Origin of the sequence: Lutibacter sp., assembly GCF_030692605.1 — a bacterium.
In the GTDB taxonomy this organism is placed as follows: domain Bacteria; phylum Bacteroidota; class Bacteroidia; order Flavobacteriales; family Flavobacteriaceae; genus Lutibacter.
On record NZ_JAUYUD010000107.1, the window covers coordinates 1 to 14,087 of the forward strand.

The window sequence follows — 14,087 nt, forward strand, 5'->3', positions numbered from 1 at the left end:
CATGAAAAACTTAAAGAAAATTTAGAAAACCATATGCAAATGTTAGTTCAAAATCCAGATAGAGTTCAAAAATATTTCAATCATAAAGATATTCAATATGCAGCTTGATAATTATAGATATAATGCCGTCGGGTTAATATCTTAAATAACTTTAGACTTTTTTAAATAAGTGTCAATATTGTCGGCTGTATCAAAACACGCACTTACTGAATTTATTTCGGAACAATATCTAGAATCTATCGTATGATTTTTACACCCAATAGTATTTATTTCAATCATTTTAAATCCTTTATCAATCGCCAAACATTTATCGTATAAAATTGCAATGGTATCAGAAGCCTCAATAGTACTATTATTTTTTAATAAAAACCCTTTTAAATAATTTTCGATAGCAAATTGTGAGTTTTTACATACAGAGTAGCTTACAATATCTTCGGCAGGTTTAAATAATTCTTCTTTGGCTAGATTGAGTCTTTTTGTTGCTTCATTAAAAAAAGCGCTAGATCTTGATTTCATTATAAAAATATTTTCTTGTGATTAAATGTGTTTCCGATTATTTTTGCAACTAATTACTGCTTCAGATATTCCGAATTTTTCATAATCAGGAATAATTTGCTTTAATAAAGATATAAAAAAAGTGCCAGAATTTTCATTCTGGCACTTTAAAATTAATTAAAAATTACAAATTTTTATAAAGTTCTAAACGTTCCCATTGAATATCAACTTGTTCTTGAGCTTTTCCTAATAACACTCCTGCTAATTCAGGGTTTTCATTTACAACTCTCGTAAATCGAGTTTCTGTATACATAAACTCTTCAAGCGGTGCTGATGGTGCCTTAGAATCTAATTTAAATCTTTTTCCTTTTTCTGATAAAGGATTAAATCTAAATAGTGGCCAATAACCTGTTTCCACAGCTTTTTCTTGATGCAAAGCTCCGTCTTTTAAATCGTAACCGTGCTCACCACAATGTGAATAAGCAATTATTAATGAAGGCCCTGGATAAGCCGCTGCTTCTTCAATTGCTTTTAGGGTTTGGTTATCTTTAGCTCCAATTGCAATTTGTGCTACATACACATTTCCATAAGAAACTGCTTGCAATGCTAAACTTTTCTTAGAAGTTGTTTTACCATTAATTGCAAATTTAGCACTTGCACCCATTGGTGTAGCTTTAGATGCTTGTCCGCCGGTGTTTGAATACACTTCTGTATCCATTACTAAAATATTGATGTTTTCACCTGAAGAGAATAAATGATCTAAACCACCATAACCAATATCATAAGCCCAACCATCTCCCCCAAAAATCCAAACGTCTTTTTTACGTAAGTATTCAGAAAGATTTCTTAGTTTTTTAGCCTCATAGGTATCTATGCTGTTTAAAATTTCATTTAATTCTTCAATTTGATTTAATTTTAGTTCTTTTAAAGTTTCATCAGTTTCTGCATTGTTAAGCATATCGTTAACTAAAGTGCTTCCAATTTTACTTTCTAAAGATTTTAAAAGATCAATAGCGATTTCTTGTTTCTTAGATAATGCTAATTTCATTCCTAAACCAAACTCAGCATTATCTTCAAATAATGAATTTGCCCAAGCTGGTCCTCTACCTGCTTTATTGGTTGTATATGGTGTAGTTGGCAAGTTAGCTCCATAAATTGAAGAACAACCCGTTGCATTCGCAATTAACATACTATCTCCATACAATTGTGTTATTAATTTAATGTATGGTGTTTCACCGCAACCAGAACAAGCTCCAGAGAATTCAAACAATGGTTGTAAGAATTGTGACCCTTTTACAGTTGAAATTACCAATTCTTTTCTATCGTAATCAGGTAAATCAATAAAGTAATCCCAGTTTGCATTTTCAACTTCTTCAACTGCACGTTTTTCAGCCATGTTAATTGCAAAAATATTAGCGATTTCTTTACTTTCAGCAGGACAAACTGCTACACAAAGATCACATCCTGTACAATCTTCAGGAGAAACTTGAAGTACATAACTTTCTGTTTTGCTATCAAATGGTCTTCCTTTTGCTGGTACAAATTTTAATGAGGTTGGTGCATTAGCTAATATATCATTAGAAACAACTTTTGCTCTAATTGCAGCATGTGGACAAATAGCAACACACTTATTACATTGTGTACACAAATCTGCATCATCCCAAGTTGGAACAGTAGTAGCAATGCCACGTTTTTCATATTGAGTAGTACCTGTTGGGAAAGTTCCATCCACAGGGAAAGCACTAACTGGTAAAGAATCTCCATTACCTGCTAAAATAGTTCCTAAAATTTCTTTTACAAAATCATCGGCATTACCAGTCATTAATGGTATTAATTTATCTTCATTAGTTGTATGACGTGGATATTCCACTTTTTGAAGGTTTTCTAATGAGGTATCAACTGCATTAAAGTTCATTTCAACAACATTATCTCCTTTATGAGAATAAGTTTTAACAATAGCATCTTTAATTTTCTTAATAGCTTCATCTTTAGGTAACACTCCTGAAATAGCAAAGAAACACGTTTGTAATACTGTATTGGTCCGTTTACCTAAATTAGCTTCTTGCGCTACTTTAGTAGCATCAATAACATAAAATTCGACATTGTTATCAATAATTCTTTTTTGAATTATACTTGGTAGTTCTGTCCATATTTTATATTTAGAATACGGTGTGTTTAATAAAAATGTTCCACCTTCTTTAATGTTTTTTAGAATATCATATTCATAAACAAAATTTGGTTGATGACAGGCTACAAAATTTGCTCTGTTTATTAAATAATTTGAATAGATTGGTTCTGGACCAAAACGTAAATGCGATATTGTTTGGGCTCCAGCTTTCTTAGAGTCATAGACAAAATAACCTTGCACATAATTATCGGTTGTTTCACCAATAATTTTGATGGAATTTTTATTTGCACCAACTGTACCATCTGATCCTAAACCATAGAACATACAGTTAAATGTCGATTTTTTGGTTTGGAAATATGGGTTTATTGGTAAACTAGTATTTGTAACATCATCATTAATACCAACTGTGAAATGATTTTTTGGTGAATTTTTTTCTAATTCATCAAAAACACCTTTAACCATTGCTGGTGTAAATTCTTTTGAAGAAAGTCCATAACGTCCTCCCACAATTGTTGGCATGGTTTCTCCCAATTCAACAAATGAAGTTACTACATCTAAATAAAGTGGTTCACCAATACTTCCTGGCTCTTTTGTTCTATCTAAAACTGCAATTTTTTTAACTGTTTTTGGCAGTTCTTCTAAGAAATCAGATACTGAGAACGGACGATATAAACGTACAAATAAGGCACCTACTTTTTCACCTTGTTCTACTAAAGTATCAATAGTTTCTCTAACAGGACCTTCTCCTGAACCCATAATTACTACTACTCTTTCAGCTTCTGGATGACCAATATAGTAGAATAAACTATATTTTCTTCCAGTATGTTTATAGAACTCAGCCATGGTATCTTTAACAACTTCCGGTACTCTTTGGTAAAAAGAATTACAAGCTTCACGCGCTTGAAAGAATACATCTGGATTTTGAGCAGTACCTTTAATTACTGGATTATCAGGATCTAATGAACGTTTTCTATGTTTCATTACCTCATCTTCGGGCATCATTGCTTTTATTACTTCATCTGAAATTCCATCTATTTTAGAAATTTCGTGCGAAGTTCTAAATCCGTCAAAAATATTTAAAAACGGCACTCTGCTTTTTAAAGTTGCTACTTGAGAAATTAATGCAAAATCGTGAGCTTCTTGAACAGAACCTGCAAAAAGCATAGAATATCCTGTTGCTCGGGTTGCCATTACATCAGAATGGTCACCAAAAATAGATAATGCATGTGTTGCAACTGTTCTTGCAGCTACGTGGATTACTGAAGGTAATAATTCTCCAGCCATTTTATACATATTAGGAATCATTAATAATAATCCCTGAGAGGCTGTAAATGTGGTTGTTAATGCTCCACCTTGCAACGCACCGTGTACAGCACCTGCAGCACCACCTTCACTTTGCATTTCTACAATACGTGGAATATTATTCCAAATATTCATTTTCCCTTCTGCGCTATATACATCTACATGCTCACCCATTGGCGATGCTGGTGTAATAGGATAGATTGCACAAACTTCGTTTGTTTTATGTGCAATTATGGCTACCGCTTCATTGGCATCACAAATTAATTTTGAATTTTCTTCTTTCATTTTAAGTTATATTTACATTTTTTCAACCTGTTTAGAGTTTTTTAGTTAACTTACTCTAACAAATTTGACTATTTCGTATTTATTTTAACAGGGTAAAATTATTGTTTTAAAACCTAAGTTATAATGATATATGTCAGCAAATTAGCTTAAAATATTATTTAGAATTATTAAAAATTAATAAGCTATATTGTTGATTTTAAACAACTTAAAAAAGTATAAATTTGACTTATTATACAAATTGTAACATTTTACACATTGCAAATTAATTTGAATATTATCAAAAAAGCTCCTAGTTAGGAGCTTTTTTGATAATATTCTTAAAATTTATAGTATGCTATTCGCTTGTCATAATAAATAATGGGTTCATTTCAAAACTGTTATAGTTTGGACACAACCTTTCTGTATTATAAAATTTTTGAATATTGACTACTTTTGATTTTCCAGTTACTACATCAATAGGCACATTATCATATCGTCCATTTTTAAGAACAACCAACCTACCATGTATACCTTTTAATATTAAATCTAAGGCAAGATTGCCATAAGCCATAGGAACAATGGAGTCAATTGCATCTGGATCACCACCTCTAACCAAATATCCTAACTTTTGATTAATAACATTTACTACTTTTCCATTATTATATTTAGGAGAAGCCTCTTTTAATCTTTGTGAAACCAATTCTCCAATTCCACCAAGTTTTGCATGACCAAATTGATCTTTCTCACTATCCTTGAAAACCATTTCTCCTCCTTCGAACATAGCTCCCTCAGAAACTAATACTACAGAATATTTACTCGGATTATCATTTCTATCAGCAACTAAAAGTTCTGCTAATGTATCCATATTAAACTTATATTCTGGTATTACACACCGGTTTGCTGACCCTGCCATTGTTGGCAACATTGCTGTAAAACCAGCGTATCTTCCAAAAACTTCCATCACCAAAAAACGTTCGTGTGATCCGGCAGAAGTTCTAAGTGTATTAGTCATATTAATTGTTCTTGTAATGCATGTGCTAAAACCAATACAATAATCCGTCCCAGGAACATCGTTATCCATAGTTTTAGGAATTGCTACTACCTTTACACCTTCTTGATATAACCTAACCGCATAACTCAAGGTATCGTCACCACCTATTGGAATTAAATAGTCAACCCCAAGGAAGTTCAAATTACTCAACACAACTTTAGTTAAATCATTATACTCTTCCTTATATTCCTCTTTTAAATGTTCAGGAACACTCGCTTTTGGAAGGTGACTTGGTCGTGTTCTTGAGCTGTGTAAAAAAGTACCTCCAGTTCTACCTGTTTTGTTCACTATTATTTGAGTAAGTTCGACATAATTATTGCTATTATCAGCTTTTGGATCTTGAATCATTTCAACGATACCAGCCCAACCACGTCTTAAACCAATTACTCTATATCCTTCACGAATTGCTCTAATTGTTATAGCCCTAATTGCAGGATTTAATCCTGGAACATCTCCACCTCCCGTTAATATTGCTATGGTTCCTTTTATTTTATTTGTCATTTTATTAGTTTTTAATTTAATGGATGAAATTACAAAAAAAATCAATAGTTACGTAGACTATTTTATATATAATAATTCAAATTATAGTTTTATATAAAGCTTTTTTAGGAACTATAAATTATAAAAAAAGCCCCTAAAACAGGAGCTTAATTATTATTTTGAAAAAAAATCGTTTTATTTATTCAAATACATTCTTCTTCTAGAATATAATTCGTAAAACTGGTCATCTTTTAAATTATCTATAAACAAAATACTTTCACCAGTCGACTTCATTTCAGGTCCTAATTTTTTATCAACATTTGGAAATTTATTAAAAGAAAACACCGGTTGTTTTATGGCGTATCCTTCCAATCTTGGATTGAATGTAAAATCTTTCACTTTATTTACTCCCAACATTACTTTAGTTGCATAATTTACATAGGGTTCTTTATATGCTTTACAAATAAAAGGAACCGTTCGAGAAGCTCTTGGATTTGCCTCAATAATATAAACAAGATCGTCTTTTATGGCAAATTGAATATTGATTAAGCCAACAGTTTTTAAAGCTAACGCAATTTTTTTTGTATGATCCTTTATTTGTTGCATCACAAACTCACCTAAATTAAATGGAGGCAACGTTGCATTTGAATCTCCAGAGTGCACTCCACAAGGCTCAATATGCTCCATAATTCCAATTATATACACATCCTCTCCATCACAAATTGCATCTGCTTCTGCTTCTATAGCACCGTCTAAATAATGATCTAATAACAACATATTATTAGGGATACTTCTAAGTAATTCAACTACATGCTTTTCTAACTCTTCCTTATTTATTACAATTTTCATTCCTTGACCTCCCAAAACATAGGAAGGACGAACTAGAATTGGAAAATCTAATTTATCTGCAATTGCAGAAGCCTCATCAGCTGTGGTTGCTGTACCATAACTTGGAAAAGGAATGTCTAATTCAACTAAAAGTTCTGAAAATCGCTTTCTATCTTCTGCTAAATCTAAGGCTTCATAACTTGTTCCAATTATTTTAACACCCCATTTATCTAGTTTTTCAGCTAATTTTAAAGCAGTTTGACCACCAAGTTGTACAATAACGCCTTCTGGCTTTTCGAGTTCTATTATATCATAAATGTGTTCCCAAAAAACAGGCTCAAAATATAATTTATCGGCTGTATCAAAATCGGTTGAAACTGTTTCGGGATTACAATTTATCATAATTGTTTCAAAACCACATTCTTTTGCTGCTAAAACGCCATGAACACAACTATAATCAAACTCAATACCTTGTCCAATTCTATTTGGACCAGAACCTAAAACAATAATTTTCTTTTTGTTTGAAACTATACTTTCATTGTCAGAATAACTTCCTTTTGAAGTAATCATTTTATTTTCAAACGTGGAATAATAATAGGGTGTCTGAGCATTAAATTCGGCAGCACAAGTATCCACCAATTTATAAACTCTTTTAATATCTAGTTCCACTCTTTTAGCATAAACTTCACTCTCTAAACAACCAAGCATATGTGCTATTTGTCTATCGGCAAAGCCTTTTTGTTTTGCTTCTAATAGCAATTCGTAAGTTAGCAATTCCAGTTTAAATGTCGAAATTTCTTTTTCTAATCTATGTAACTCCTCGTATTGCTTCAAAAACCACATATCAATTTTAGTGATTTCGTGAATTCTACTTAATGGAATCCCTGCTTGTATAGCATCATATATTACAAAAACACGATCCCAACTTGCATACGTTAATTTATGAATAATGGTATCGTAATTTTTCTCACCTTTTCCATCTGCGCCTAATCCATTACGTCTTATTTCTAACGATTGGGTTGCTTTATGCAGCGCTTCTTGAAAACACCTTCCTATTCCCATTACTTCTCCAACCGATTTCATTTGTAAACCTAAAGTTCTATCGGCTCCTTCAAACTTATCGAAATTCCAACGAGGAATTTTTACAATTACATAATCTAACGTTGGTTCAAATAAAGCAGAAGTTGTTTTTGTAATTTGGTTATTTAATTCATCTAAATTATAACCAAGTGATAACTTAGCAGCTATTTTCGCAATTGGATAACCTGTTGCTTTTGAAGCCAAAGCAGATGAACGTGATACTCGAGGATTTACTTCAATAGCTACAATTTCTTCTTTTTCATCTGGGCTAACAGCAAATTGAACGTTACAACCACCAGCAAAATCACCAATTGATCGCATCATTAAAATAGCCATATCGCGCATACGTTGAAAAGTAGTATCACTTAAAGTCATTGCAGGTGCAACCGTAATTGAATCTCCTGTATGAATACCCATTGGATCCATATTCTCTATAGTACAAATAATTACTACATTATCGTTTTTATCACGTAATAATTCTAATTCGTACTCTTTCCAGCCCATTAATGCTTTATCAATAATAACTTCGTGAATTGGCGAAGCTTCTAACCCACGACTTAATAATTCATCAAAATCTTCTTTTTTATAAACAATAGAAGCTCCAAAACCACCTAAGGTAAATGATGGTCTAATAACTAATGGATACCCATATTCTTGGGCTATTTCTTTCCCTTTTAAAAATGAATTTGCAATGGTAGACGGAGCCTGACTAACTCCTATTTTAATCATTAATTTTCTAAATTGCTCCCTATCTTCACAAATATTAATAGCCGCAATATCAACACCTATTAACTCAACGTTATAATCTTTCCAAATTCCTTTATCATCCGCTTCTATACATAAATTTAATGCGGTTTGACCTCCCATTGTTGGTAAAACTGCATCAATATTTGGGTGCAGCTCTAAAATTTTAATAATTGACTTAGTTGTTAGAGGCAATAAATAAACATTATCCGCCAAAGACGGATCAGTCATAATTGTTGCAGGGTTAGAGTTAATTAAAGTTACCTCCAGACCTTCTTCTTTTAAAGATCTAATAGCTTGAGAACCTGCATAATCAAATTCACATGCTTGGCCAATAATAATTGGTCCAGACCCAATTATTAAAACCGATTTAATTTTAGTGTTTCTAGGCATTATTTAAAGTAATTATTAAAATGTAAATATCCATAATATTGTGTTTTCATAAAAAATAAGTTTTGAGAACTTATTAATAGGTCAAAAAAAAGGTGCTACTAAAAAGTAACACCCTTATATAAAATAATTATTTCATTATTTTTTTGGTCTTGGATCTGAAGAAACACTTACTCTTTTTCTTCCTTTAGCTCTTCTTCTTGCCAACACTTTTCTTCCTGTCGCACTAGCCATACGCTCTCTAAAACCGTGCTTATTTCTTCTTTTTCTCTTTGATGGTTGATAAGTTCTTTTACTCATTACAAATATCTTTAAATCGTGTTTCTTCTTTAGTTACTTCTATTAAAATCCTTTTCTTAAAAGCGTTGGCAAATATACAATTACTTTTGTGTTTGACAAATAGATTAATAAAAAAAAATAAAAATATTATTTTAAAGAGATAAATTAATAAAACATACTTTTATCTAACTAAAAAAAACTAAAAATGATGTATCAAAAACCAATGTTAAAAGAGGGAAGCCTTAAAGATCAAGTTATTGTAGTTACTGGTGGCGGTAGTGGTTTAGGAAAGGCCATGAGTACCTACTTTTTAGAACTGGGAGCCCATGTTGTAATTACTTCAAGAAATTTTGAAAAATTAGAAAGAGCTAAAATAGAATTAGAACAAAAAACAGGCGGAAAAGTGCTACCTGTGCAATGTGATGTAAGAAATTATGCCGAGGTAGAAGCTGTTTTAGCAGCGACTTTAAAAGAATTTGGAAAAGTTGATGGACTTTTAAACAATGCTGCTGGTAATTTTATAAGTCCAACTGAACGATTATCTGCTAACGCTTTCGATACCGTTATTGATATTGTTTTAAAAGGAAGTAAAAATTGCACCCTCGCTTTTGGGAAACATTGGATTGATTATAAACAACCAAAATCTACCATTTTAAATATAGTTACTACATATGCATGGACTGGTTCTGCGTATGTTGTTCCTTCTGCAACAGCAAAAGCAGGAGTGTTGGCAATGACCCGTTCTTTGGCGGTAGAATGGGCAAAATATGGGATTAGAACTAACGCTATTGCTCCTGGTCCGTTTCCAACAGAAGGTGCATGGGACAGATTATTGCCGGGCGATTTAAAAGATAAATTTGATATGAAAAATAAAGTTCCAGTTGGAAGAGTTGGTGAACATCAGGAATTGGCAAATTTAGCAGCTTACTTAATGAGTGATTTTTCAGCATATATTAACGGTGAGGTAATTACTATTGATGGTGGTGAGTGGTTAAAAGGTGCAGGAGAATTTAATATGTTAGAAGATGTCCCAAAAGAAATGTGGGATATGCTGGAAGCAATGATTAGAAGTAAGAAAAAATAGTTGTTAGTTGCTAGTTTTAAGTTTTAAGTTTTAAGTGAAAAATAAATAGTTCAACATTTAACATTTAATTTTCAAACTTTGAACTTTTGCCTATTGGCTATTTGCCTATTGCCAAATTTAAACTTTGCTACTTTTTCCTTTTGTCAACTAAAATAGCTTTAGTACTTTTGCCCAAACCTAATATTAATGAAAGACACTAAATACGTTTTTGTAACAGGAGGTGTTACTTCTTCTCTTGGAAAAGGCATAATAGCCGCTTCTTTGGCAAAATTATTACAAGAAAGAGGATACTCTGTAACCATTCAAAAACTTGATCCGTATATTAATATTGACCCCGGAACGCTAAATCCTTATGAACATGGAGAATGTTATGTAACAGATGATGGCGCTGAAACAGATTTAGATTTAGGTCACTACGAACGTTTTTTAAACATTCCCACTTCACAAGTCAATAATGTTACTACAGGAAAAATTTACCAATCAGTTATTGATAAAGAGAGAAAAGGAGAATTTTTAGGTAAAACAGTCCAAGTTATACCTCATATTACCGATGAAATAAAACATCGTATACAAATTTTAGGAAATACCGGTGAGTTTGATATAGTAATTACAGAAATTGGAGGAACTGTTGGAGATATTGAATCATTGCCATATGTAGAATCTGTTCGTCAATTATTATGGGAATTAGGTCATGAAAATGCTATTGTAATTCATTTAACATTAGTACCTTATTTAGCTGCCGCAGGTGAATTAAAAACAAAACCAACACAACATTCAGTTAAAATGTTAATGCAAAGTGGTGTTAGCCCTGATGTTTTAGTTTGCAGAACTGAGCATGAAATATCTGATTCTATTAAAGAAAAATTGGCATTGTTCTGTAATGTTAAAAAAGAAGACGTTATACAGTCTATTGATGCAGAAACTATTTATGACGTGCCTAATTTTATGCTTGAAGAAGGTTTAGATAGTGTAGTTTTAAAAAAATTACAATTACCACAAGACAAACAGCCTGAACTAAAAGCTTGGAATCAATTCTTATCGAAGTTCAAGAACCCAAAAAATACTGTAGAAATAGGTTTAATTGGTAAATATGTTGAATTAAAAGATGCTTATAAATCAATTTCTGAATCATTTATTCATTCAGGAGCTGAAAATGAAGTTAAAGTAAATATTAATTTTATTCATTCTGAAGAAATAACTATTGAAAATGTTAAAGATAAATTAAGCCATTTAAATGGAATTCTTGTGGCTCCAGGATTTGGAGAACGAGGAATTGAAGGTAAAATTGAAGCTGTAAAATACGCACGCGAAAACAACATCCCTTTTTTAGGAATTTGCTTGGGTATGCAAATGGCAGTTATTGAGTTTGCAAGAAATGTATTGGGATTAAAAAATGCTAATTCTACCGAAATGGATGCAACAACAACTAATCCGGTAATAGACTTAATGGAAGAACAAAAAAGCATAACCAACTATGGAGGTACTATGCGTTTAGGTGCTTGGGATTGTGAATTAACCGAAGGAAGTAAAATAAAAAATATTTACAAACATTCTTTAATTAGTGAACGTCACAGGCATAGATATGAATTTAACAATCTCTATTTAGCCCAAATTGAAAAGGCTGGAATGATTGCAACTGGAAAAAATCCTGATACCAATTTAGTAGAAGTTATTGAGATTCCTAATCACAGATGGTTTATTGGCGTACAGTACCATCCAGAATATAAAAGTACAGTTTTAAATCCACATCCATTATTTGTTGATTTTGTAAAAGCCACTTTGGAACATAAATTGAACAATAGAGAAAACAAATAAAACTCAATACATAAACCAACATTTAGTACATTTGTCGCACTTTTTAAATTATTCATTTAAAAAATAAATGACAAACTGACATTTAATAAAAATCATGGAAGAAAAAAAATTTGATATTAATTCGATTATAGGATTTGTTTTATTAGGGGCTATAATGCTTTGGTGGATATACACCAATCAACCAACTCCTGAAGAAGTAGAAGCAGAAAAAAATAAAAAAACAGAACAAGTAGTTGAAGATAAAGTTGTAGAAAATAACGATGCTATTTCAACCACTATTCAAGCAACTGATTCTCTTTCTCTTGAAAAAGCAAAAAGTCAATTAGGAAATTTTGCCTATTCTGCAACGTTGGCTGCTGCAGCTGATGGAGAAACTATATTAGAAAATAAAATTTTAAAAATAGTTATTTCAAACAAAGGAGGTCAAATAAAGGAAGCTTTAATTAAAAAGTATGTTACCTACGATTCTCTTCCTGTTTACATTTTAAAAGATAACAACGCCTCTTTTAATTTAACTTTTGGAACCCAAGATAACAGAACACTCAACACAAAAGATTTATTTTTTGAACCTACATTAAGTAAAAAAGGTGAAAATGATGTGCTTTCTATGAAACTTAAGGTTTCTGAAGATCAATATTTGGAATATCGATATGAAATGAATCCAGATGAATATATGGTAGATTTCACAATTCGATCTCAAGGTTTAAGCTCCTCCATTAACAGTTCGCAAGAAATTGTACTGGATTGGAATTTAAAGGCTTATAGAAATGAAAAAAGTGTTCGATATGAAAATCAAAATACCGAAATGTACTATGAAAGAGAAGATGAAGACATTTCTTATTTATCATTAGGTGGAGATGATGACGATGAAGAAGTGGATGTAAATTGGGTTGCTTTTAAACAACATTTCTTTTCAACTATTTTAATTAGTGAACAAGCATTCTCAAAAGCAAATTTAACATCAAAAACATTAGCCGTTGATGAAGAGGTTGACACCATATTTACCAAAGAATTTAGTTTAAAAGCACCATTAGTTTTGCAAGGTGGAGAATTGAATTATAATATGGATTGGTATATTGGGCCAACCGATTATAAAATTCTTAAAACGTATGATAGGGACATTAAGGAAATTTCAAATTTAGGTTGGGGTATTTTTGGATTAATTAATAGGATTATTTTTATGCCTATATTTAATTTATTACAGGGTTTTATAGGTAATTATGGGCTTATTATTATTCTACTAACAATTGTGGTCAGAATAATTATGTCGCCATTAGTATATAAATCTTATTTATCAAGTGCAAAAATGAAAGTGCTTCGTCCAGAAATGGAAGAAATAAACAAACGTTTGCCTGGTAAAGAAAATGCAATGAAACGTCAACAAGAAACTATGGCCATGCAAAGTAAAGCTGGTGTTAGTCCGTTAGCGGGTTGTATTCCAGCATTATTGCAAATGCCTGTGTTCTTTGCATTATTTAAATTTTTTCCATCAAATATAGATTTACGCCAAAAAGGATTTTTATGGGCCGATGATTTATCGGCTTACGATTCTATATATCAATTGCCATTTCACATCCCATTTTATGGAGATCACGTAAGTTTATTTCCAATTTTGGCTTCTGTAGCAATCTTTTTTTACATGCAAATGAGTCAAAGTCAGCAAATGAATATGGCACCTCAACAAGAAGGAATGCCAGACATGCAAAAAATGATGAAGATAATGATGTACATGTCTCCTATTATGATGTTGGTGTTTTTCAATATGTACGCTAGTAGCTTGAGTTTATATTACTTTGTTTCTAACTTATTAACTGTTGGTATCATGTTAGTAATTAAAAATTACATTATTGATGAAGATAAAATACATGCTCAAATTCAAGTGAATAAATCGAAACCTAAAAAAGAAAGTAAATTTAGACAGCGTTTAAATGAAGCAATGTCTCAAGCACAGGAGCAACAAGGAAAGAAAAAAGGAAAAAAATAACACCTAAGTGTTTTATAAACCTAAAGGAAGCTGTCTCACAACTAGAGACGGTTTATTTATACTTTTATTTGGAAGTTTTATTAGTTTTTTGTATATTTAATCATTGATATACAGATACTTAACTATGAATTTCAGACATTACAACCAACAACAAACGATACTT

General features: G+C 31.6%; 8 protein-coding genes. 3 read left to right on the forward strand and 5 right to left on the reverse strand.

Annotated features, from left to right (window positions below):
* Positions 1-141: 141 nt before the first annotated feature.
* From Q8S45_RS11300 to rpmH, 5 genes are all read right to left on the reverse strand, one after another.
* Complete coding sequence (locus Q8S45_RS11300) at positions 142-516, reverse strand: hypothetical protein (protein ID WP_305604789.1); 375 nt, start codon at positions 514-516, stop codon at positions 142-144.
* A gap of 163 nt (positions 517-679) precedes the next feature.
* On the reverse strand, positions 680-4,210 hold the full coding sequence (nifJ, locus tag Q8S45_RS11305; protein WP_305604791.1) for a pyruvate:ferredoxin (flavodoxin) oxidoreductase: 3,531 nt from the start codon (positions 4,208-4,210) through the stop codon (positions 680-682).
* Positions 4,211-4,544: 334 nt separating this feature from the next.
* Complete coding sequence (locus tag Q8S45_RS11310; protein WP_305604793.1) at positions 4,545-5,741, reverse strand: 6-phosphofructokinase; 1,197 nt, start codon at positions 5,739-5,741, stop codon at positions 4,545-4,547.
* 174 nt (positions 5,742-5,915) lie between these two features.
* On the reverse strand, positions 5,916-8,765 hold the full coding sequence (gene carB, locus Q8S45_RS11315; protein WP_305604795.1) for a carbamoyl-phosphate synthase large subunit: 2,850 nt from the start codon (positions 8,763-8,765) through the stop codon (positions 5,916-5,918).
* Between the two features lie 135 nt (positions 8,766-8,900).
* Positions 8,901-9,062: a 50S ribosomal protein L34 gene (gene rpmH, locus Q8S45_RS11320; RefSeq protein ID WP_305604797.1), complete on the reverse strand. Its 162-nt coding sequence runs from the start codon at positions 9,060-9,062 to the stop codon at positions 8,901-8,903.
* Between the two features lie 184 nt (positions 9,063-9,246).
* Here rpmH and Q8S45_RS11325 point away from each other — a divergent pair, with 184 nt between their 5' ends.
* The 3 genes from Q8S45_RS11325 to yidC all read left to right on the forward strand — a co-directional run bounded on the left by Q8S45_RS11325 (position 9,247) and on the right by yidC (position 13,924).
* Positions 9,247-10,125 carry an SDR family oxidoreductase gene (locus Q8S45_RS11325; protein WP_305604799.1) on the forward strand — a complete coding sequence of 293 codons (879 nt, stop codon included), beginning with the start codon at positions 9,247-9,249 and terminating at the stop codon, positions 10,123-10,125.
* Positions 10,126-10,311: 186 nt separating this feature from the next.
* Positions 10,312-11,940 (forward strand): CTP synthase, encoded by a 1,629-nt coding sequence (locus Q8S45_RS11330; protein WP_305604800.1) that lies wholly within the window; start codon positions 10,312-10,314, stop codon positions 11,938-11,940.
* 94 nt (positions 11,941-12,034) lie between these two features.
* Positions 12,035-13,924, forward strand: coding sequence for a membrane protein insertase YidC (gene yidC / locus Q8S45_RS11335; RefSeq protein WP_305604802.1), 1,890 nt, complete (start codon positions 12,035-12,037; stop codon positions 13,922-13,924).
* Positions 13,925-14,087 lie beyond the last annotated feature (163 nt).